Consider the following 21,761-nt stretch of genomic DNA (forward strand, 5'->3'; position numbering starts at 1 on the left):
AGCCCCATGGACCTACGCGAACGCCGGCCAGTGACGGCCGACCCTGTGCCACCGCGCGCCACGCTTCGTGCGCGCGATGCGTTCGCGATCACCATCGGCATCGTCGTCGGGGCCGGCATTTTCCGGACCCCGTCATTGATCGCCGGTGCCTCCGGCAGCGAATTCGTGATGCTCGCGGCCTGGGTCGTCGGCGGCCTCCTGTCGATCGTCGGCGCGCTGTGCTACGCCGAACTCGCGACCACGTATCCGCAGGCCGGCGGCGACTACACCTATCTGCGTCGTGCCTACGGGCCACGCCCCGCCTTCCTGTTCGCCTGGGCGCGCGTGTCGGTGATCCAGACCGGCTCGATCGCGCTGCTGTGCTTCATCGTCGGCGACTACATGGGGCAACTGTTCGATCTGGGGCCGTGGTCGTCCGCGTTCTACGCCGCGAACGCGGTGGTCCTGCTGACGATCGTCAACTGGATCGGCACGCGCCAGGGCGCGGCGGTGCAGACCTGGCTGACGATCGCCGAGATCATCGGCGTGCTGGTCATCGTCGTGGCCGGCCTGATGTTCGCGCCGACCGACATCGCGCCGGTTCCCGGCAGCGGCGGCGACAGCGCCATCGGTCTGATCCTGGTGTTCGTGCTGCTGACCTATGGCGGCTGGAACGAAGCCGTCTACGTGACCTCCGAAGTTCGCGACGCGAAGAAGTGGATGCCGCGCGTGCTGATCCTGAGCCTGATCGCCGTCGCGTCGCTCTACGTGCTGGTGAATCTCGCCTACCTGAAAGTGCTGGGCCTTGGCGGCATGGCCGAGCACAACGCCGTTGCTGCAGAGGTGATGGGGCGCGTATTCGGACCGACCGGTGCGGTGCTGATGAGCGTGATCGTCGTGGCCGCGGCACTGACGTCGGCCAACGCGACACTGATCACCGGCGCACGCAGCGTGTACGCGGTCGGTCGCGATTTTCCGGCGCTCGGATTCATCGGTCGCTGGGATGCGCGCAGCGGCACGCCGCGCGCCGCGATCATGACCCAGGGCGTGCTCGCGCTCGCGCTGGTCGGTCTCGGCGCGTTCGCGCGCGATGGCTTCGAGGTTGCGGTGGAATACACCGCGCCGGTGTTCTGGCTGTTCTTCCTGCTCGTCGGCGTTGCGCTGTTCGTGCTGCGCCGGCGCGATCCCGATCTGCCGCGCCCGTTCCGCGTGCCGCTGTATCCGGTGCTGCCGCTGCTGTTCTGTACGACCAGCGCCTACCTGCTGTATTCCAGCCTGGCCTACACCGGACGCGGGGCGCTCGTCGGCGTCGTCGTGCTCGCGGTTGGCGGCCTGCTGCTGTTGCTGTTCAAACCGACCCTGCATTCCGAGGAAACGCCGCCATGAAGTCGAAGAAGACCCTGATCGCACTCGCCATCTGCACGCCCTTCCTGCTGGCCTGTGCCGACAAGGCGGTCAACGCCTACGAGCCGGCGAACGGTGCTGCGACCAGCGCGGCGACCGGCGAAGACCCCGCGATGCACACCACGGACGCCGTGACCGCCGAGATCGGTCCCGACTCGCCGCACGCCGAGGGCGCGCCGCCGCCGTCGCGCGAACCGGATGTCATCTACGTGCCGACGCCCGAGCCGGTGGTCGACGCGATGCTCAACCTGGCCGGCGTCAAGGCGGGCGATGTGCTCTACGACCTGGGTTCGGGTGACGGCCGCATCCCGATCGCCGCCGCGCAGCGCTTCGGCGTGCGCAGCGTCGGCATCGACATCAATCCGGTGCGCGTGCGCGAAGCGAATGCGAACGCTCAGACGGCCGGCGTGACCGATCTGGTGACGTTCAAGGAAGCGGACCTGTTCGAGGAAGACATCAGCGAGGCCAGCGTGGTCACGCTGTATCTGCTGCAGAGCCTCAACGTGAAGCTGCGGCCCAAGCTGCTGGCCGAACTCAAGCCCGGCACGCGCATCGTCAGCCATGCATTCGACATGGCCGACCAGTGGGAACCCGAGCAGACCCAGGAAGTCGACGGCACGCGCATCTATCTGTGGACCGTGCCCGAGCGCTGAGACCTGTCTCACTGCGTCGAACAGGTTTCGAGCACGCGCGCCGCCGGTCGTCCGCCGACGGCGCGATGGCATCATCGTCGCCCCGCAAGAGAACACCCCGCCATGACCCGCATCGCTCCGCTCGTCCTGTCGCTCGCCGCACTTTCGGCTGCCTCCGTGTCCGCGTCGCCGTATGGCGGTGAACTGCAGGGCTTCGACTATCCGCATCCGCGTCAGGCGCACGCGCTCACGTCGCAGGGGCAGTCGCTGTCGATGGCCTACATGGACGTGCGGCCCGAACGCGCGGGCAACGGCCGCACGGCGGTGCTGCTGCACGGCAAGAATTTCTGCGGGCCGACCTGGGATGACACGATCACCGTGCTGGTCGAGGCCGGCTGGCGGGTGATCGCGCCGGACCAGATCGGCTTCTGCGGATCGACCAAGCCGCGCGGTTACCAGTTCTCGTTCGCGCAGCTGGCCGCGAACACGCATGACCTGCTCGACTCACTGGGCGTCGAACGCGTCGTGCTGATCGGGCATTCGATGGGCGGCATGCTGGCGACGCGCTACGCGCTGCAGTATCCCGACGCGGTCGAGCAACTGGTGCTGGTCAACCCGATCGGGCTCGAGGACTGGCAGGCCGAAGGCGTGCCGTACGCGAGCATCGACACGATGGTCGAGGGCGAGCGCAAGACCACCTTCGACAGCATCAAGGCCTACCAGCTGAAGTTCTATTACGACGGCCAGTGGGCGCCGCGCTACGACCGCTGGGTCGATATGCTGGCCGGCATGTACGCGGGGCCCGATCGCGAGATCGTCGCCTGGAACCAGGCGCAGACCTCGGAGATGGTGTTCACCCAGCCGGTGGTCCACGAGTTTCCGAAGCTGCGCGTGCCCACGTTGCTGATGATCGGCGGCAAGGACCGCACCGCGCCGGGCGCCAACCGCGCGCCGGCGGACGTCGCGGCGCGGCTGGGCGACTACCCGGCGCTGGGCCGTCGGGCCGCCGATGCGATTCCCGACACGCAACTCGTCGAGTTTCCCGCGCTCGGCCATTCGCCGCAGGTCGAGGCGCCGGACGAATTCCACGCTGCGCTGCTGCGTGGGCTGACGCCGCGCTGAGGCGCGCGTCTGTCGACGAGGCGTGACGCGACACGCGCCGCGATGGGGTGGACATTCATTCCGCATTCGTCCGGCGCGGGGCGCACCCCCTAGACTGTCGGGCATCGTCGCGCGCCGCGCGTGCCCGCCCACAGGACCTGTCTTCCGATGCCGATCCGGCGCCTGCCACTGCCGCTGTTGTTGACCGCCTGCATTGCACTGGCGGCCTGCCAGCGCACTGCGGAGGACACCGCGCCGCCGGTCGAAACGGTCGAGGTCGCGAGCCCGGAAGAGGGGGGCGCGGTCAGCAGCGCGCCGGTCGATGTCGACGCAGTGCCGGCCGTGCCGGTGGCCGAGCCCGACACCGGCGGCGTGGACTGGTCGCCGATGACGCTGCCCGCGGGCACGGCCTCGATCAGCTGCGAGCTCGACTACGCCAATGCCGGCGACGGCACGCCGTTGACCGCATTCGACCACGACGCGCTGCGCGAGGCGATGGCGGACTGCGCCGAGCGCGGCGTGTTCCGGCTGCGCTTCAAGGGCCGGGTGACCGAAGACTTCACCCGTCTGATGAAGCGGCTGGCGGTCGTGGCCGACGAACTGTCGATCAACAAGCGCGTGCTCGACATCGACTCCAGCGGCGGCATGGTCGAAGAGGCCATCCGCGCCGGCGACGTGATCGCCGAGACGCGTTGGACGATCTGGGTGCGCGAGGGCGCGGTCTGCCACAGCTCCTGCGTGTTCCTGCTCGCCGGCGGCGACACCCGCCTGATCGGCGGACGCGTCGGCATCCACCGCATCATCCGTATGAGCTCCACGGCCTCCACCCGCGCCGAGCTCAACCGCGAGCTGCGCGCGGTCTACGGCCGCGTGCGTGACTACCTCGAGCGCAACGGCGCCGCGGTTGCGGTAGCCGACCTGATGATGGCCGTGCCCAACCGCAGCCTGCGCATCCTCACCCCGGACGAACTCAAGCTCTACGGCCTCGACGGCGTGAACCCGGCCCAGGACGATCTCGATCGCCTGCGCCTGATGCGCAAGTGCGGTCAGGATTTCGTCGCCCGCCGTGACGCGTATGCACGCGCGTTCGACACCACCTGCAACGCGCCGGATCGCGATGTCGAGCAGATGGCGAACTGCGGCCTCGAACTGCGTGGCAAGTTTGGTTTCCCGGACGAGCAGTGCCCGACCGAGAGCCCGTTGTCGGAATTCGATCTGGTCGGCGCGCTGACCGCCGCGGCCGGCAATGCCAGTCGTTTGCGCATCCTCGGCGTGCCGGTTGGCGAGCCGCGACCCGCTGCACGTCCCACGACGCCGGCGCGTGCGACACCGGCGCCTGCACCCGCGGCCGTCTCTGCCGAATCGCGGGCTGCGAGCGAGCCTGCGGACGAGGGCGATGCGGCGGCGGATGAAGAGGCGGAGGCGCCGGTTCCGTAATTGGCGCTTAGGGATTTCGTGCTGGGCAGGCGTTGCTGTGGCTCGGAGCTACAGGAGCGGTATCTGCCGCAAAGAATTGCTCGAAGCCTGCAATCTCAGTGTCTAGCCGCCCGCCATGAATGAGCACCTCTTCCTTCGGGAGAGGTCGACGCGCGCAGCGCGTCGGGTGAGGGCAGGGCTCTCAAACTATCTCTGAAAAGCGGTGCTTGTTCTCGAGCGCCGTAGATTTGCGACCCTTCGCCCTCACCCCAACCCCCGCTCCGCGCCCCGGCCCTCGCGTTGCCGCGATGGCGTTCGTCGGCACGCGAGCCAGCGGCTCGCAAGCGTGCCATCTCACCCCAGAGGGAGGGGGGCTCTAGTTCAAGACTCGGATCCTGTACTCGGAACCGTTCGCGCTGTACGCCGGCAAGCGCAATCGCGACGCCTCACCCCTCCGCCAGAAACCCGCCCGACTGCCGCTTCCACAGCTGCGCATACACGCCATCGCCGGCGACCAGCACCTCGTGCGTGCCTTGTTCGACGATGCGCCCGCGGTCCATGACGATCAGGCGGTCCATGGCCGCGATCGTCGACAGGCGATGCGCGATCGCGATGACCGTCTTGCCCTGCATCAGGCGGTAGAGGTTTTCCTGGATCGCGGCCTCGGCTTCCGAGTCCAGCGCGGACGTGGCTTCGTCCAGCACCAGGATCGGTGCGTTCTTCAGCAGCACGCGGGCAATGGCGATGCGCTGGCGCTGGCCGCCGGAGAGTTTGACGCCGCGCTCGCCTACGTGCGCGTCGTAGCCGGTGCGGCCCTTGGCGTCGCTCAGCGTCAGGATGAAGTCGTGCGCCTCGGCCCGCTTGGCGGCTTCGATCATCTCGGCTTCGCTCGCATCCGGGCGGCCGTAGAGGATGTTCTCGCGGACCGAGCGGTGCAGCAGCGAGGTGTCCTGCGTGACCATGCCGATCTGCGCGCGCAGCGAATCCTGTTCGATTGTCGCGATGTCGGTGCCGTCGATGCGGATCGTGCCGGCCTCGCGGTCGTAGAAGCGCAGCAGCAGGTTGACCAGCGTCGACTTGCCGGCGCCGGAACGGCCGACGAGACCGATCTTCTCGCCGGGCCGCACGTGCAGGTCCAGACCCTCGATGACGCTGCGGTCGTTCTGGCCGTAGTGGAAATCCACGTGCTCGAAGCGGATGTCGCCGGCGATCTTCGCCAGCGGCTTGGCATCGTCGGCGTCCTCGACGGTCGGCGCCAGCGAGATCGAGTTGATGCCGTCGCGCACGGTGCCGATGTTCTCGAACAGCGCCGACAGTTCCCACATGATCCACTGCGACATGCCCAGCATGCGCAGCGCCAGCGCGATGGCGACGGCGATCGCGCCGGTGCTGATCGCGCCCTGCTGCCACAGCCACAGGCCGAGCCCGGTGACCGATCCGACCAGCAGCATGTTGAGCATGTAGTTCGCGGCGTTGACGATCGTCACCAGCCGCATCTGCCCGTGCACGGTGTGCAGGAAGCCGTCCATCGCTTCGCGCGCGTACGCCTGTTCGCGCTGAGAATGCGAGAACAGCTTGACCGTCGCGATGTTGGTGTAACTGTCGACGATGCGCCCGGTCATCACCGAGCGCGCGTCGGCCTGGCGTTCCGAGATCCGGCTCAGCCGCGGCACGAAGCGCCACATCAGCGCGGCGTAGAGCAGCAGCCAGCCGACGAAGGGCAGCATCATCCGCCAGTCGGCCGCGGCGGCGACGATGATCGCGCCGGTGAAATAGACGATCACGTAGTTGCCGACGTCGAGCAGCTTGATCACCGTCTCGCGCACGGCCAGCGAGGTCTGCATCAGCTTGGTGGCGATGCGGCCGGCGAACTCCTCCTGGAAGTAGCTCATCGACTGCCGCAGCAGGTAACGGTGCACGTTCCAGCGGATCCGCATCGGGAAATTCCCGAGCAGGGTCTGGTGGATGACCATCGCGTTGAACCAGGTCAGCAGCGGCAGGCCGATCAGCACCAGCACCGCCATCAACGCCAGGCGCCCGCCTTCGGCTGCCATGAACGTGGCGGGCGTGTGCGAGGTCAGCCGGTCGACCAGCGAGCCGACGTAGGCATAGAGCACGACCTCGGCCACCGCGATCAGCGCGGTGAACGCCGCCATCAGCAGCAGCCAGCGGCCGCTGCCGCGCACGTAGTGCATGCAGAACGCGAACAGCGTGGTCGGCGGCTGCGTCGGAATCGACGGCGGGAAGGGATCGATGCGGTTTTCGAACCAGCGGAGCATGGGCAATCCAGGGGCGGCGCGACGGGGCGCGCGGGACAGGCGGTCTATTGTCGGCGATGGCGGTCGCCGATGGCGCGACGCAGGCCGAACGCTGCGTGCGGTCAGGGCACGTCGAGCACGATGCGGCCCAGATGGTGACGCGCGATCGCGCGGGCGGCGTCAGCGGCATCGGCCAGCGGAAAACGCGCGTCGATGTGCAGATGGAACGGCCCGCGCGTCGCGGCGCGGCAGGCCGCATGCACCTGGCGCGCACCCGCGCCGGCGCCGAATGTCGACGCGGCGACGTCGTCGCGCGCCGGAGGCGCCGTGACGCCGCGCGGCCAGGCGATACGCCCGCCGGAGCGAAGCGCATCGACGATCACGCCCGCATCGGGCGTCTGCGCCGTCAACAGCGCGGCATCCAAGCCGTCCGGCGCGAAGATCCGCAGGGCCGGTGCCAGCGCGTGGCGCCGACCGTCGATGGCCATGTCGGCGCCGAGGCGTTCGGCCAGCGCCACACCGTCGGCGCCGGATGCGACCGCCAGCACGCGCGCGCCGCGCTGACGCGCGAACTGCAGTGCCATGTGACCGATGCCGCCGCTGGCGCCGAACACCAGTGCGGTATCGCCGGGGCCGAGTGCCAGCGCGACCGCGACCGCGTGCATCGCCAGGCCGCCATCCACCGGCAGCGCGGCCGCCTGCGGCAGGGTCAGACGCGGCGGCACCGGCCACAGATGGTCCACATCGACGACGACGAACTGCGCATGGAAGCCGTGCTTGGGACTGCGCAGCGGCAGCAGGCCGCAGACCCGGTCGCCCTCGCGCAGACGCTGCACGCCGGCGCCGACGTCCACCACCGTGCCCGCACCCTCCGCGCCGGGCACGTACGGAAACACCGGCGCGCCGGCAGCGAACGGCGCCAGCGCGCCTTCACGCTCCAGCACGTCCCAGGGACCGAAGCCCGCCGACAGCACGCGCACCAGGGCCTGGCCGGGGCCGGGCAGGGGAATCGGACGTTCGACCAGCGACAGCACCTCGGGCCCGCCGAAGCGTTCGAACGCGAGGGCGAGCATGGTCTCGTCGTCGATCCCGTCCGGAATGCCGGCATCGTCGGAACCGGGCACGGGAAGCGGCGTGCAATCGTCGAAGGTCATCGGGCGGCCGTGGACAGCAGGAGGAATGGCGCGCAGGCTATGACCTCAACCAATGTTGAGGTCAAGCGATGGCGACGCGTGCACGGCGGGCGGATGAGGTGCTCTCGGTCGGCGAACTGGCCGCGCGCAGCGGCGTGGCGGTCTCGGCGCTGCATTTCTACGAACGGCAGGGCCTGATCCACGGCGGCCGCAACGCCGGCAACCAGCGACGCTATGGCCGCGAGGTACTGCGGCGCGTGGCGATCATCAAGGTCGCGCAGCGTGCCGGCATTCCGCTCGCATCGATCCGCGAAGCCCTGGACACCTTGCCCGACGGGCGCACGCCGACCACCGCCGACTGGACGCGGCTGTCGCGCCGCTGGCGCGCGGAACTCGATGCGCGCATCGACCAGCTCACGCGTCTGCGCGACCAGCTCGACGGCTGCATCGGCTGCGGCTGTCTGTCGTTGAAGGCCTGCCCGCTGCGCAACCCCGAGGATGTCGCCGGTGCACGCGGGCCGGGCGCGCGTTACTTGGAAGGCTGAGGCGGCTCGGCCGGAGGCGGCGTCGGCGCGGCTGCGGCTTTCTTCTTCTTCGGAGTGGTCACCGCCGCGATCCGCGCAGCGAGGCTGTTGCCCATCGAGCGGCTGAAGCGCGCCAGATCGGTCACCGCGAGGCCGCGATACCAGGCGATCCCGGCGACCGCTTCGATCGCTCGGTCGTCGCCGACCGTCGCGGCGAACGCTTTCGTCCACGCATCTTCGACATCGAGCGCCACCGCGTACGGCAGCAGCCGCACGTAGCGCGCGGCATCGATCGTGGGCCCTGTGTGCGCATCGCCGTGCCGGCGTCCCGCCTTCGCCGCGCCGGCCAGATGACGGCGCAGACCTTCAGCCTCCGCGAGCAGCTGCCGCCCTTCGCGCGTAGGCGCACGCACCAGCAGTGCGAACGCCAGCAGCATCGGCGCCATCAGTACGACCGCCAGCACGGTCGCCGGCAGCGAAGGCGCGTGCCAGGCCAGCCACAGCGCCGGTACCGCGGCTGCGAGCGCGATCGCCAGCGCACCGAGGATGCTGCCGCCATGGGCGCGGAACAGTGCGGGCACGAAGCGTTTGCGCAGGGCGACTTCATGCGCCTTGCAGGCCTGCGCGACCCGCGCCTGCTCGCGGCTGCGCAGGTCCACCGCGTCATCGGGCGCCGGCAGCAACGCAGTCAGCTGCGCGCGCTGTTCCATCGTCGGCAGGGTGTGCGCGCCCTCGCGCGTGCGTTCGATCCGCCAGCCGGTACGCGCACCCTGCGGTGTGCGATGGAGGCACAGGTGTGCGTCGACCGCGCTGGCCAGCAGGTCCGCCGCGAAGCTGCGCGCGTCGTAGCGCATGCGGCGCAGGTAACGCAGGCCCGCGGGCGAAAAACCCGCGGGTGGTTCGAGGCGCTCGGGCACGGCGCCCAGCGCCTGCGGATGGCGGACACGGCGCCAGCGCAACACGCAGTACGCCGCCAACACCAGCAGTCCGGCCAGCGCGACCAGCAGTCCGGCGTTGTCCTGCAGCCACCACAGGGCGCGCTGGCGCGGCGCGGGCGCTGCGATCACGTCCTTGGGGAATGCCAGCCGCACGTGCAGGCCCGTGTGCGGCGGCAGCGCCTGCGTCAGCGTCCAGCGCGCGGTGCCTGCGGCCGAGAGAGCCACGTGGAAATCGCGTCCGGCCGTGCCGGTGATGCCTTCCGCGCGCAGCGTGTCGACCGCGACGGGCCGCGGCAGGGTCACCATGACCGAGCCCTGTTCGACCGGTACGGACTGGTCGCTGCCGATCGCCTCGAGCGACAGCGCATCACGCGTGTCGCTGAACAACGGTTGTCGCGTGGTGCGGTAGTGCAGCGTGTACACCGGCTGCGACGGCACCTTCAGATGCCCGGCATCGCCGGTACGCAGGCGCAGGACGCGGCCGACCCGTTCGATCCGCCACGGCTCGACGCGGCCGTCGCGCAGCACGTCCCGCATCTCCAGATCGGTCACCACGACGTCGCCATGCGGATCGCGATCACGCACCGGGAAATCGCGGACGAGGCCGTGACGGAACGTGCGGCCTTCCGCGCGCAGTTCGATCCGTTCGGTGACGTCGAGGCGGCCGTCGGCGAGTACGCGCACGTCGACGTCGTGACGCAGGATCCGCTCCTGCGCCCACGCCGGCAGCGCGAGGCAGGCGAGCAGCAGCAGCGCGCACCGCATCAGTGCGCCAGCTCCACGGGCACCGGCTGCCGGCTGCCGTCGTCGGCCTGGAAGAAACCGGCCGCGCCGATGCCCGTCAACCGCGCAACGATGGTGTCGGGTACGCGCTGGACCGCATCGTTGAGATCGCGCACGGCGCCGTTGTAGAAGCGTCGCGCGTACTGCAGCTGCGCTTCGACGTCGACGAGGTCGGCCTGCAGCTGCGCGAAACCGTCGCTGGCGGCGAGCGCCGGATAGGCCTCCTGCAACGCGATCAGGCGCTGGATGCCGGCGCCGAGGGACTGCTCGAGATCCGACAGCGTCGCGGCATCGGAGGTATCCATCGCCCGCGTGCGCAACGCGGTCACCGCATCGAGCGCGGCGCGTTCGTGATCCGCATAGGCCTGTACCGCGCTGACGAGCTGCGGCACCAGGTCGTGACGGCGCATCAGCTGCACGTCGATGTCGGCCCACGCGGTCCGCACCTGGTTGCGCAACCGCACCAGCCGGTTGAACACCGCGACTAGCCACGCCAGCAGTGCCGCGATCAGCAACGCGCCGATGACGGTGGCCATCATCGACGATCGCCTGCGATGTCCGGAGCTCGATCCATGGATCACACGGCAGCAGAGAAGCGGCTGAGCATACCTGCTGCACGTGACCCGTCGACCCCGGGAGAACCCTGCGTGCGGGACGCTTGCCGGCCGCGATGCAATGCGTACACTCGGTCCACTTCAAGCAGTTCTGCGAGGAACGTCACGATTATGAACACCCTACGCCTGTCGCTGTCGGCTGCCCTGCTGGTCGCCTTCGCTTCCGCTGCACACGCACAACAGCCTGCCGCCCAGCCCGCAGCGCAGCCCGGCGCCGCCGCGCAGCAGCAGCTCACGCCCGAGCAGCAGGCCCAGGTCGCGCGCCAGGATGCCGAGATGGGCGCCGCCGCGGTGCAGGTCATGCAGATGATCGACGGCAACCGCGCCGGCGAAGTCTGGGACGGCGCGTCGGCGACGATGAAGCGCGCGGTGACCCGCGACGAATTCGTGCGTCAGCTCAATATCGACCGCAACCGCCTCGGCGCGCCGACCAAGCGCGACCAGCCGGTCGTCAGCCGCTCGCAGTTCCGCGCCGGCGAAGCGGTGCCGGAAGGCATCTACATCAACGTCGCGTCGCCGACCACGTTCGCCAGCCAGCCGCAGGCCGTGCGCGAACTGGTGTCGTTCCGTCTCGACGAAGACCGCACCTGGCGCGTGTCGGGCTACAGCGTCCGCTGAGCCGACAGTCAATTGCGTTTTGCCGAACGGCGCCTGCGGGCGCCGTTCGTATATCCGCGCCTCAGTGCGCGGCGACGACGCGGATCACCTGGCCGTCGAGTTCGACGGTCTGGTCCGCGCGGATCTTGCAGGTCTTGCGCAGTTCGACCACGCCATCGACGAACACCGCACCGCTGGCGACGATGGCCTTGCCGGCGCCGCCGCTGTCGCACAGTCCCGCGAGCTTGAGCAGCTGGTTGAGTTCGACGTGGTCGCGTTCCAGCGGAAATTCGATTGGCGCGGGCATGGTCGGTCTCGTGATGCGGGCCGGCATTATCGGTGATCCGTCCGAGCGCGCGCGCGGTGTGCGGAAGATCACGCCGACGCCATGCGGGCGATCATGCGGGTGGCTGCAGTCAGTCTGTGTGCGTTACCGTACGTGCGGTGCATTCAGGGAGGCTGCAATGGTTGTACGAAGCGTTCGCTGCACAGGCATCAGCGACCCATGATTCGACCGCCGCTGCCGGCCGACGAGGCTGCGCGACAGTCCACGCTCGATGCGTACCGCATTCTGGATACGCCGCGCGAAGCGGCGTACGACGACCTCGTGACGATCGCCGCAGCGATCTGTGATGTGCCGATGGCGGTCATCACGCTCGTCGACCGCGATCGCCAGTGGTTCAAATCGACGCATGGCGTCGACGGGAGCGAAACGCCTCGCGAGATCGCGTTCTGTGCGCACGCGATTCTCGAACCGGACGAGACCATGATCGTGCGCGACACGCGCGAGGACGTGCGTTTCAGCGACAACCCGCTGGTCACCGGTGCAGCCAATGTCCGGTTCTATGCCGGCGCACCGATGCGCGCGGCAGACGGCCAGCCGATGGGCACGTTCTGCGTGCTCGACCACAAGCCCCGCGAACTCGGGCCAGTGCAGCGTACGGCGCTGGAGGCGCTCTCGCGTCAGGCGTCGCGGCTGATGGAACTGCATCGGATCAGCCATGAACTCCGTCTGCAGCTCGACGAGCGCGGCTGGTACGAACAGCAGTTGCTGCACTACCAGCAGGAGCTCGAGAACCAGAACGCGGATCTGGAAGAGCAGTCGTCGACCGATCCGCTGACCGGTCTCGCGAACCGTCGCGCGTTCTCGCGCACGCTGGACCAGGCGATCACCCAGGCGCATGCGCTCGGCACGCCGCTGTCGGTGGCGATCGTCGACATCGACCACTTCAAGTCGATCAACGATCTGCACGGCCATGCGGAAGGCGACCGCGTGCTGCAGACGCTCGGCGCGATGCTGTTGTCGACCGAGGCCGCACGCGGGCGCGTGGCGCGATTCGGCGGCGAGGAATTCGTGCGGTTGTTGCCGGATCGCGCCCTGGCAGATGCCGCGCGCGAGTCCGAATACCTGCGCGAAGCGGTCGCCGCGATGCCGACCGGATTGCCGGTGACGATCAGCATCGGCGTGGCCGCATTGCAGCCCGGAGAGGACGCGTCCGCATTGCTCGCCCGCGCGGACCAGGCGCTGTACAAGGCGAAGCATGAAGGGCGCGACCGGGTCTGCGCGTTGGCCTGAGGTCGCGCAACCCGACCAAACCCGCCCGTGGGCTGGTAGACCGCAGCGAACCGGATTTCAGTCCGCGATCTGCTTCGCTTCGCCGGCGGCGAGATTCTCCGGATGCACGATGCGGCGCGGTCGCGACAGCAGCGGATACGCCAGCACCGCGGCGAGGATGATCGCCACGCCCGCATAGAAGCGCGGCGTCAGCTCGTGCTGTTCGCCGAGCAGCACGATGGCGAGCGCGATCGCATAGACCGGTTCCAGATTGACCGCGAGCTGCGCGGCGAACGCGCTCATGTGCCGCAGCGCGACCAGCGACAGCGCGAACGGCAGCAGCGTGCAGGCGAAGGCGAGCAGCAGCAGATAGGCGCCGTCGTGCAGGCTCGGCAGGGTGAGCAGGCTGCCGGCGAAGGCCGGGAACAGCAGCGGCATCAGCGGCGCGAGCAGGGTCAGGGTCAGCGTGCCGGCACCGAGTTCGAGCGCGGTCACCGTGAGCGGATCGGCGCGTTCGACCAGGCGCTTGTTCAAGGATCCGAAGCAGGCGACGAACAGCGCCGACAGCGCACCGACCGCGACGCCGACGCGCATGCCGTCGGGAATGCCGCCGACCACCAGCGCCACGCCCGGCAACACGGCGATGCCCAGCGCGAGTTCGCGCCACGAGAAGCGGCTGCGTGCGACCAGCGGTTCGATCAGCGCGATGAACACCGTCGCCAGCGCCATGCAGGTCGCCGCAACCGAGGCGTTGGCGAGCTTCACCGCGCCGTAGAAGGTCAGCCAGTGCAGCGCGACCAGTGCGCCGACGCCGGCGTAGGCCAGCAGCAGTCGCGGCGGCAACGCGCGTACGCCGCGCCAGACCCGCGGCAGCAGCATCAGCGTGCCGGCGACGAGCAACATCCGCCACCACACCAACGGCAACGCGGGCAGGGTGATCAGCTTGCCGAGGATGGCGGTGAAGCCCCACAGCAGGACGCAGAAGTGGATCTGCCAGTGGGCTTTCGTCGTGGGCTGCATCGGGAGGCGCCGGCAAGGGCGCGCATTATCCATCGCCGATGACCGCCGCGGGTGGGCGCCGGTCAACGCGGGGCGGCGTCCCGGTTCGGTTGCAGGGATTCCGCATCGGCCTGCCGCTGCTGCGCCCGACCCAGCCAGATGCCCAGCGCCGCCCAGACCAGCGCCAAGGGCACGACCACGCTCACCAGCCCGCCGAGCGCCAGGCCCAGACGTCCGAGCACGCCCTCGGTCTGCGCGCCGACCACATCGCCCACGCGGTAAACGAAGGTGTCGATGAAGGCCTTGGCTTTGTATTTGTCTTCGCGGCCGACGACGGTGAACAGCGTCTCGCGCGCGGGGCGGGTCAGGCCACGCTGGATCGCGCGGTTGGTGGCTTCGAGCAGGATCAGCACCAGGAACGAGCCGTAGATCGCCAGACCGATGAAGCCGACCGCCATCGCGATCGGCAGCAAGGCCAGCGCGAAGGCCAGTCCGAGTCGGCGGATGATGTGACCGGTCAGCGTGACCTGCAGCACCAGCACCGCGACCTGGGTCCACATGTCGATATTGCCGAGCAGCCCGGTGCGCGCATCGAGATCGGTTTCGGCTGCGGCCACCATCTGCAAACGGGTGAAGTAGATGAAGGTCGCGACGATGGTCATGATCACCACGTAGCCGGCGATGCCCATCAGATAGCGCGACGCGAACACCGCGCGGATGCCGGCCAGTGCGCTGCCACCGATGCGGACGGCCTCCGGGTCCTGCATCGGCGCATCGCGTGGCCCGTCGGACCGCAGCCGCACCAGCCACCAGGCCAGCACGATCGAGGCCGCGAGAAATCCTGCGGCGACCAGCAGCAGCGCCGGCGTGCCCAGCGGTTCGGCCAGTCGCGCAGCGAGCCAGGGGCCGAAGATCGCGCCGAGCGTGCCGCCGACCGCGATCAGCGCGAACAGCCGCTTGCCCTGATCGCTGCTGAAGCGATCGGCCAGCAGCGCCCAGAAGACCATCGTCACGAACAGGTTGAACACGCTGAACCAGACGTAGAACACCTGCCCGCTGCGCGCGCCGACGGCGCCCGGTGCGAACACGAGCAGCGCCCAGAACCCGACCAGGCTCAGCGCGAAGAACGCATACGTCGCCGAGATGAAATGCAGCCGCCGCAGGCGCGCGACCAGCCAGCCGAACACCGGATTGACCAGCAGCGTCACGACTGCGGTGCCGATGAACAGCCAGCGCACGCTGTCGAGTCCGCGCTCCATGCCCAGCGCGTCGCGCGCCGGTCGCAACATCATTAACGCGGTCAGGATGCAGAAGAAGAACAGCCCCGCGACCAGCACCGGCGCGGCCTCGCCGCGTCGGAGATTGAACAGGTCGGCGATCCTGCCGTCGGACATCTTGGCCCGCGCCTCAGGCGAACTGCGCGACGAGCTCGGCCTGCTGCGCCGCACTCAGCAAAGGCCCGGTGCCCGCGCGCAGCTGGTCGGCCTGGCGGTCGGGCCGACCCGTCGCCGGGATCACCGCGGTCACAGCCGGGTGGCTGATCGCGAATTTCAGGAACAGATGCGACCAGGACGTCACGCCGACGTCGTCCGCCCAGCCCGGCAGCGTCAGATCCTGCACCCGCGCAAACAGCTTGCCGTCGTCGAAGGCGCGGTTGATCAGCACGGCGATACCCAGTTCCTGCGCGACCGGCAGCACCGTCTGCGCGGCCTGCGGTGCATTGACCGAGTAGTTGACCTGCACGAAATCCGGGCGGCGCGCACGCATCGCAGCGACCAGCGGGGCATGGCCGCTCTCGAGGTAGTGGGTCAGGCCGATGTATCGCGTCGCGCCGGCGGCTTTCAGCTGCTGCGCGTAGGGCCAGGCGATGTCGAGCGCGCGCAGGTTGTGGACCTGCAGCAGCTCGACGTGATCGGTCTGCAGGCGGCGCTGGCTTTCGGCCCATTGCCGTTCCATCGCGGCGCGGTCGTCGGCGGCGATCTTGGTCGCCAGGAAGCAGCGGTCACGCCAGCCACCGGCGGCGAGCAGAGCGCCGAGCACCGCGTCCGCGGTGCTGTAGTTGGGCGACGTGTCGAACAGCGTGGCGCCACCGTCGAAGAAGACGCGGACGGCGTCCTGCAGACGCGCGAAGTCAGGCGAGTCCAGCGCGATCTCGTAGCTGCCCGATGTGCCCGCGCCGATGGCAGGCACGGTTTCGCCGGTGGACGGAATCGTGCGGCTGATCAGCGGGCCGGGGTGGGCGGCGTGCGGCGGCGCGGCGCCCGCACCTGCAGACGGCGCGGCGGCCTCGCGGCTGCAGGCCGCGATCGGAGCCAGCGCCAGGCCGGCGGCGGCAAGCGAGGCTGCACTGAGGAAACGGCGACGGGACGGCATGGCGAACGCTCCTGCATCGGGTCGGCTCCCGATCATAGGCGGTTCGACACCACGAAGTCGGTCGCCCGACGCGCGTTTGACGTTTCCGGTCTGCATCGCGGAATCCGCCGGCAACCACGCGGCATCGACGGCCGCAGACTGTAGGCTGTGCATCCGGCCGGACCTGACCCGTCGCGCCGGTTCGCCGTTTCGCGTGTTGCCGCCCCAGGCGCGACCGGAAGGGTGAAGCCGAGGGGGTGGCCGGGTCGATGGCCGGGAGGGCCGACGCAACAATGACGCTGGACGAACGCAGGCTCGCGGTGCGCGAGCTGAAGGTGGGCATGTATGTCTGCCGCCTGGACCGACCGTGGGAAGGCACGCCGTTCCTGCTGCAGGGTGTGTTGATCGAGTCCGAGGACGACATCCGGACGCTGGATGGTCTGTGCGCGCATGTCTTCGTCGATGTCGAACGCGGCCTTGCGCCGGTCGGCCCGGCGCTGCAAGTGCTGGATGCTGCACCGCCGAAGCCCGCCGCGCCGCCGAAACCGCGCTGGCGCGCCTACGGCAACGACGAGATATCGGCCCTGCAGGGCGCGGCGACCTATCCCGAACAGATCGAGTTCGAGCAGGAACTGCCGCAGGCGCGCGAAGCGCATGCGCAGGCCGCGGCATTCGCCGAACGCGTGCTCGACGACGTGCGCGAGGGCCGCGCGATCGCGGTCGAGGAGGTGCGTGGTGCGGTCGAGCCGATGGTCCGCAGCCTGGTGCGCAACGCCGACGCCTTTCTGTGGCTCGACGCACTGCGCGCGCGCGGTGCCTACGAATACCGGCACGCGCTGTCGTGCAGCGCGCTGGCCGCGGCATTCGGTCGCCACGTCGGACTGCCGCAGGAATTGCTGATCGACATGGCCAGCGGCGCGCTGCTGCTCGACGTCGGCAAGTTGCGGCTCGATCCCGATCTGCTCGGTAGTAACACCGCGTACGACGACGATGCGCGCCGGCGGATGCAGGCGCACGTCGAGCAGGGCCTGGCGATCGTCGATGCCGGCGGCGCGGTGCCCGAACACGTTCGCGACATGATCCGCACCCACCACGAATGGATCGACGGCAGCGGGTATCCGCGCCGGCTCGAAGGCGACGCGATTCCGCTGCTGGGCCGGGTCGCCGCGGTCGTCGACGCCTACGACGCAATGACCAGCGAACGTCCGCATCAGCCGGCAGCTGCGCAGCACGTCGCGTTGCAGGCGTTGTACCGCGGCCGTGGCAGCCAGTTCGCGGCCGAGATCGTCGAGCAGTTCATGCAGTGCATGAGCGTCTATCCGATCGGCGCACTGGTGGAGCTGAGCAGCGGCGAAGTCGCGATCGTCACCGCCCAGAACGCGGCGCGACGCCTGCAGCCGCGGGTGATGGTGCTGACCGATCCGGACAAACAGGTGCTGTCGCAGTTCCACTCGCTCGATCTCATGGTGCGCGCCAACAGCGACGACCCCGTGCGGATCGCAAGCGCGCTCGCGCCGGGCGCCTACGGCCTCGATCCGGTCGATCTGTTCCTGTGACGCGGATGGGGCCCGTTCCGTGTTGAACCGCACCGCGGCATTGGCCGACGTGGCCGAATGCCTGCAGACGGCCCGGGCCGATGCGCCACTGGGCGTGGTCGTGCTGCGCGCGCAGCGCGTGCGCGAGATCGAGCTCGCACTGGGCTACGCGGCGGGCGAAGCCCTGGGTCATGCGATGCAGACCGCACTGGAAGCCGCGGTGCGGCCGGGCGATCGCGTGCTGCGGATCGGCGAGCACGATTTCCTGGTGCTGTTGCCTGCGTTGCGCGGCCGCGCGCACGCTGCGCTCGGCGCGGCCAAGTTCGTGCGCGCCCTGCAGCAACCGCTCGACTTCGGCGGCCAGCGGGCCCAGGCCACGGTCGTCGCAGGTATCGCGATCGCGCCGGAAGATGGCGATGTCGCGGAATTACTGTGCCGGCGCGCCGATCGTGCCTGCGACGATGCCGTAGACGGCGTGGAGCGGCACGCGTTCTGGAAGGCGCCGCCGATTCCACTCGATACCCTGCACGACGATCTGCGCGCGGCGATCGCCGACAATCAGCTGGTCGTGCATCTGCAGCCGATCGCGGGACTGCCCGATCGCCGCATCCGGAGCTACGAAGCGCTGTCGCGGTGGACGCATCCCAAGCTCGGCAATATTCCGCCCGATGTCTTCATCGACGTGGCCGAACGCGGCGGCATGATCGGCGAGCTCACGCGCTGGAACGTTAATGTCGCGCTGCGTCACCTGGCGACATTGCGCAGGGCGGGGCAGGCCACGCGGATCGCGGTGAATCTGTCGGTGGATGCCTTGCAACTGCCGGGATTCGTCGACCAGGTCCTCGATCTGTTGCGGCTGTGGGACGTGCCCGGCGAGTCGCTGGTGTTCGAGATCACCGAAAGCGCGTTGATGCGCGACATCGTGCGCTGCAGTCATCTGCTGGGCCAGCTGCGCGCGAGCGGCGTCCGCATCGCGATCGACGATTTCGGCACCGGCTATTCGTCACTGGCATATCTGCGCCGGTTGCCGATCGACGCGCTCAAAATCGATCGCAGCTTCGTCCGCGACATGGTCGAGGATGTGCGGGCACGCCGGATCGTCGTGACGATGATCGAGCTGGCGCACGATCTCGATCTGACCGTCGTGGCCGAAGGCATCGAAGACGAGGCCACGCTCGCGCTGCTGCGCGACGCGCGTTGCGACTTCGTGCAGGGCTATCTGATCGGGCGGCCTGCGCCCGCCGACGCTGTGGTGGGCGACGCCTTGGCTCCGTCAGCGGCGCCGGTCGTGTTGTCGTAGACAGCGTCGCCATGGACACGCAGCGTCAACGCAAACGCGCGGCCACCGCATCCCAGTTCACCAGCTGCCAGAACGCATCGAGATACTTCTGCCGGTTGTCGCGGTAGTCCAGATACCAGGCGTGTTCCCACAGCGAGATCGCGAGCAGCGGCGTGTCCTGCCCGGTGATCGGCGTGGCCGCGTTCGCGGTCGCCGCCAGCGCGAGGCGGCCGTCGGGCCGCTGCAGCAGCCAGACCCAGCCCGCGCCGAACGTCGCCAGGGCCAGTGCGTCGAAACGCGAACGGAAACCGGCGAAGTCGCCGAACTGGCGCGCGATCGCCTCGGCGAGACGGCCCTTGGGCTCGCCCCCGGCACCAGCGGCGGCAGGCTTGAGCGAGTGCCAGTAGAAGCTGTTGTTCCAGATCTGCGCCGCATGATCGAAGGCCGCGCCCTGTGCCTTGCGCACGATGGTCTCCAGCGGCGCGTCGGCGAGTTCGCCACCTGCGAGCAGGGCGTTGAGCCGCTCGATGTGCCCACGTTGCAGATGCCCGTGATGCTGGTCGAGCGTGTCGCCCGACAGATGCGGCTCCAGCGCGGTGCGGTCGTAGGGCAGGGCGGCGAGTTCGAGGGGCATGGACGGCGGTCCGGTGGTCGATGGCGGCGACGCGATAGAATGCACCAATTCCGAAACCCGATCCCCGCCGGCGCCGCGCCCGCGGTGTGGTCCACAGGGAGCGTCACCGTGTCGATCCTCGAACACATCCAGGCCGAAATCGACGGCCATGCCATCGTGTTGTTCATGAAGGGCACGCCGCGTTTTCCGATGTGCGGATTTTCCAGTCGCACGGTTGCAGCCCTGCACGAAGCCGGCGCGAAGGACTACCGCACCATCAACGTCCTCGAGGCGCCCGAGATCCGCGCCAACCTGCCGCGGTTCTCGAACTGGCCGACATTCCCGCAGCTCTTCATCCACGGCGAACTGATCGGCGGCTGCGACATCACCCTCGAACTGCACGAGTCCGGCGAGCTGTCGCGCATGGTGGCCGAGGTGCTGGCGGCGTGAGCACGGCCGCTTCCGAGGCCCTGCCGGGCGCCCTGGCCGGACGCGTCGTGCTGGTCGTCGGCGCTGCCGGCGGCCTCGGTGAAGCGGCCTCGCTGGCGTGCGCCGAGGCCGGTGCGTCGCTGGTGCTGCTCGGTCGGCGCGTGCCGAAACTCAATCGTCTGCACGATCGCCTGCAGAAGGCAGGCGCAGCGCCCGCGCTGTATCCGCTCGATCTCGAAGGCGCCAGCCCGGACGATCATGCTGAACTCGCCGCGCGGATCGAGGCGGAATTCGGCCGGCTCGACGGCATCCTGCATGTCGCCGCGTCCTTCGATGGACTGACTCCGCTCGAACTGACCGATCCGGCGGCGTTCGCGCGTGCGCTGCACGTCAACCTCACCGCACGCTGGTGGCTGACCCAGGCCTGCCTGCCTGTGTTGCGCCGCGCCGGTGACGCCTCGGTCGTCTTCGCGATCGACGATCCCGCGCGTACGAGCGCTGCCTACTGGGGCGGCTACGGATTGGCACAAGCCGGGCTGTCGGCGCTGGTCGGCATGCTGCAGGCCGAGCTCGGTGATGCATCTGTCCGCATCAGCGGCCTGCTGCCGCCGCCGATGCGCACACCGTTGCGGGCCAGGGCCCACGTCGAGGCAGAGGACCGCATCGCCCGGTCGCCGGCCGAAGTCGCGGCCCGTTGCGTCGCGTTGCTGTCGCCCGCCGGCGTGTCGCATCGCGGGCAGCTGTGGGCACCTGATACGGCGCGCTCCGCATGACCATCGCCTCCGCCGCGCTGCTGTTGTTTTTGATCCTGGATCCGCTGGGCAACATCCCGGTGTTCCTGAGCATGCTGCGGCGGCTCACCCCGCAGCGGCAGCGCATCGTGCTGGCCCGGGAACTGCTGATCGCGTTGATCGTGCTGATGGCGTTCCTGTGGGCGGGCAAGTACGCGCTGGAAGTCATGCACCTGCGGCAGGAGTCGGTGGCGATCGCCGGCGGCATCGTGCTGTTCCTGATCGGCATCCGCATGATCTTCCCGCCGCCCGAAGGATTGATGGGCGAGATTCCGGACGGCGAGCCTTTCATCGTGCCGATGGCGATCCCGCTGGTCGCCGGCCCGTCCGGCATGGCCGCCGTGATGCTGATGGGCAGCAACGAGCCCGACCGGCTCGGCGAATGGAGCCTGGCGCTGCTGATCGCGTGGGGCGCGACGGCCGCGATCCTGTTCTCGGCCACCTATCTCTACAAGCTGCTCGGTGCGCGGGCGCTGACCGCGATCGAGCGGCTGATGGGGATGCTGCTCGTCGCGATCTCGGTGCAGATGCTGCTCGACGGTCTCGTCAGCTACCTCCGGGCCGGCCTAGCGCCCATGTGAGTGCGGCGTGACCACAGTGCGACAAGGACTTACGCGTCTTTGTTCCAGCTGGTCATAAAAGCCAATGCGGTCAGTGGTTTGCGCCTGCCCGCTGCTGTCATGGCACTGTCACTTCGATTGTTTACCGTGTTAACCTGTTGTTAACCACGGCGCTTCGCCGCGAGCCGTGGCGGGGCCCCCATTCTTGTTTCAAGACCTGACCGTCGCTCGCCATCCGGCCTGCGCCGCAATCCACGTATCGAGGCTAT

At 69.1% G+C, this 21,761-nt stretch carries 21 protein-coding genes; 12 read left to right on the forward strand and 9 right to left on the reverse strand.

Annotated elements, in window-relative coordinates:
* Window positions 1–30 precede the first annotated feature (30 nt).
* The 4 genes from V3391_RS00615 to V3391_RS00630 all read left to right on the forward strand — a co-directional run bounded on the left by V3391_RS00615 (window position 31) and on the right by V3391_RS00630 (window position 4,553).
* Window positions 31–1,365 (forward strand): APC family permease, encoded by a 1,335-nt coding sequence (locus tag V3391_RS00615; RefSeq protein ID WP_332076485.1) that lies wholly within the window; start codon window positions 31–33, stop codon window positions 1,363–1,365.
* Entirely contained in the window at window positions 1,362–2,036 is a 675-nt protein-coding gene (locus tag V3391_RS00620) for an SAM-dependent methyltransferase (protein WP_332076486.1), read from the forward strand. The genes V3391_RS00615 and V3391_RS00620 overlap by 4 nt, the downstream gene beginning before the upstream one ends.
* 102 nt (window positions 2,037–2,138) lie before the next feature.
* Window positions 2,139–3,137: an alpha/beta fold hydrolase gene (locus tag V3391_RS00625; protein ID WP_332076487.1), complete on the forward strand. Its 999-nt coding sequence runs from the start codon at window positions 2,139–2,141 to the stop codon at window positions 3,135–3,137.
* Window positions 3,138–3,284: 147 nt separating this feature from the next.
* The gene (locus V3391_RS00630) at window positions 3,285–4,553 is read left to right on the forward strand and encodes a COG3904 family protein (RefSeq protein ID WP_332076488.1); all 1,269 of its coding nucleotides are present in this window, start codon (window positions 3,285–3,287) and stop codon (window positions 4,551–4,553) included.
* Between the two features lie 425 nt (window positions 4,554–4,978).
* Here the strand turns inward: V3391_RS00630 and V3391_RS00635 are convergent, their stop codons facing one another.
* Window positions 4,979–6,811, reverse strand: a complete 1,833-nt coding sequence (locus V3391_RS00635; protein ID WP_332076489.1) for an ABC transporter ATP-binding protein — start codon at window positions 6,809–6,811, stop codon at window positions 4,979–4,981.
* 101 nt (window positions 6,812–6,912) lie between these two features.
* The gene (locus V3391_RS00640) at window positions 6,913–7,944 is read right to left on the reverse strand and encodes a quinone oxidoreductase family protein (RefSeq protein WP_332076490.1); all 1,032 of its coding nucleotides are present in this window, start codon (window positions 7,942–7,944) and stop codon (window positions 6,913–6,915) included.
* Between the two features lie 68 nt (window positions 7,945–8,012).
* Here V3391_RS00640 and soxR point away from each other — a divergent pair, with 68 nt between their 5' ends.
* Complete coding sequence (gene soxR / locus V3391_RS00645) at window positions 8,013–8,468, forward strand: redox-sensitive transcriptional activator SoxR (protein WP_332076491.1); 456 nt, start codon at window positions 8,013–8,015, stop codon at window positions 8,466–8,468.
* Here the strand turns inward: soxR and V3391_RS00650 are convergent.
* Together V3391_RS00650 and V3391_RS00655 are read right to left on the reverse strand one after the other, a co-directional pair.
* On the reverse strand, window positions 8,453–10,150 hold the full coding sequence (locus tag V3391_RS00650; RefSeq protein ID WP_332076492.1) for a DUF2207 domain-containing protein: 1,698 nt from the start codon (window positions 10,148–10,150) through the stop codon (window positions 8,453–8,455). The genes soxR and V3391_RS00650 overlap by 16 nt on opposite strands.
* The gene (locus V3391_RS00655; protein WP_332076494.1) at window positions 10,150–10,707 is read right to left on the reverse strand and encodes a LemA family protein; all 558 of its coding nucleotides are present in this window, start codon (window positions 10,705–10,707) and stop codon (window positions 10,150–10,152) included. Before V3391_RS00655 ends, V3391_RS00650 begins: the two co-directional genes overlap by 1 nt.
* A 186-nt stretch (window positions 10,708–10,893) precedes the next feature.
* Here V3391_RS00655 and V3391_RS00660 point away from each other — a divergent pair, with 186 nt between their 5' ends.
* Window positions 10,894–11,400, forward strand: a complete 507-nt coding sequence (locus tag V3391_RS00660; protein ID WP_332076495.1) for a DUF4019 domain-containing protein — start codon at window positions 10,894–10,896, stop codon at window positions 11,398–11,400.
* A gap of 61 nt (window positions 11,401–11,461) precedes the next feature.
* On the opposite strand, the gene V3391_RS00665 is transcribed toward V3391_RS00660, so the two are convergent.
* On the reverse strand, window positions 11,462–11,686 hold the full coding sequence (locus V3391_RS00665; RefSeq protein ID WP_332076496.1) for an RNA-binding S4 domain-containing protein: 225 nt from the start codon (window positions 11,684–11,686) through the stop codon (window positions 11,462–11,464).
* A gap of 198 nt (window positions 11,687–11,884) precedes the next feature.
* On the opposite strand from V3391_RS00665, the gene V3391_RS00670 reads away from it, so the two are divergent.
* Window positions 11,885–12,955 (forward strand): sensor domain-containing diguanylate cyclase, encoded by a 1,071-nt coding sequence (locus V3391_RS00670; RefSeq protein WP_332076497.1) that lies wholly within the window; start codon window positions 11,885–11,887, stop codon window positions 12,953–12,955.
* Between the two features lie 57 nt (window positions 12,956–13,012).
* Here V3391_RS00670 and V3391_RS00675 read toward each other — a convergent pair whose 3' ends face one another.
* The 3 genes from V3391_RS00675 to V3391_RS00685 all read right to left on the reverse strand — a co-directional run bounded on the left by V3391_RS00675 (window position 13,013) and on the right by V3391_RS00685 (window position 16,306).
* Window positions 13,013–13,954, reverse strand: coding sequence for a DMT family transporter (locus tag V3391_RS00675; RefSeq protein ID WP_332076498.1), 942 nt, complete (start codon window positions 13,952–13,954; stop codon window positions 13,013–13,015).
* A 62-nt stretch (window positions 13,955–14,016) separates the two neighbouring features.
* Window positions 14,017–15,327: an NTP/NDP exchange transporter gene (locus V3391_RS00680; protein ID WP_332076500.1), complete on the reverse strand. Its 1,311-nt coding sequence runs from the start codon at window positions 15,325–15,327 to the stop codon at window positions 14,017–14,019.
* Between the two features lie 13 nt (window positions 15,328–15,340).
* Window positions 15,341–16,306, reverse strand: coding sequence for an aldo/keto reductase (locus V3391_RS00685; RefSeq protein ID WP_332076501.1), 966 nt, complete (start codon window positions 16,304–16,306; stop codon window positions 15,341–15,343).
* A gap of 272 nt (window positions 16,307–16,578) precedes the next feature.
* Here V3391_RS00685 and V3391_RS00690 point away from each other — a divergent pair, with 272 nt between their 5' ends.
* Both V3391_RS00690 and V3391_RS00695 read left to right on the forward strand, forming a co-directional pair.
* On the forward strand, window positions 16,579–17,841 hold the full coding sequence (locus V3391_RS00690; RefSeq protein WP_332076503.1) for an HD-GYP domain-containing protein: 1,263 nt from the start codon (window positions 16,579–16,581) through the stop codon (window positions 17,839–17,841).
* A gap of 19 nt (window positions 17,842–17,860) precedes the next feature.
* Complete coding sequence (locus V3391_RS00695) at window positions 17,861–19,120, forward strand: putative bifunctional diguanylate cyclase/phosphodiesterase (protein ID WP_332076504.1); 1,260 nt, start codon at window positions 17,861–17,863, stop codon at window positions 19,118–19,120.
* 25 nt (window positions 19,121–19,145) lie between these two features.
* Here V3391_RS00695 and V3391_RS00700 read toward each other — a convergent pair whose 3' ends face one another.
* Complete coding sequence (locus V3391_RS00700) at window positions 19,146–19,733, reverse strand: superoxide dismutase (protein WP_332076505.1); 588 nt, start codon at window positions 19,731–19,733, stop codon at window positions 19,146–19,148.
* Window positions 19,734–19,841: 108 nt separating this feature from the next.
* Here V3391_RS00700 and grxD point away from each other — a divergent pair, with 108 nt between their 5' ends.
* From grxD to V3391_RS00715, 3 genes are read left to right on the forward strand one after another with little or no spacing between them, the layout of a single operon-like run.
* Window positions 19,842–20,162: a Grx4 family monothiol glutaredoxin gene (grxD, locus tag V3391_RS00705; protein WP_332076506.1), complete on the forward strand. Its 321-nt coding sequence runs from the start codon at window positions 19,842–19,844 to the stop codon at window positions 20,160–20,162.
* A complete protein-coding gene (locus V3391_RS00710; protein ID WP_332076508.1) occupies window positions 20,159–20,914 on the forward strand; it encodes an SDR family NAD(P)-dependent oxidoreductase in 756 nt (251 codons plus the stop codon). Before grxD ends, V3391_RS00710 begins: the two co-directional genes overlap by 4 nt.
* Complete coding sequence (locus V3391_RS00715) at window positions 20,911–21,513, forward strand: YhgN family NAAT transporter (protein ID WP_332076509.1); 603 nt, start codon at window positions 20,911–20,913, stop codon at window positions 21,511–21,513. Before V3391_RS00710 ends, V3391_RS00715 begins: the two co-directional genes overlap by 4 nt.
* Window positions 21,514–21,761 lie beyond the last annotated feature (248 nt).

Origin of the sequence: Luteimonas flava (genome assembly GCF_036584485.1) — a bacterium.
GTDB classification, from domain to species: domain Bacteria; phylum Pseudomonadota; class Gammaproteobacteria; order Xanthomonadales; family Xanthomonadaceae; genus Luteimonas; species Luteimonas flava.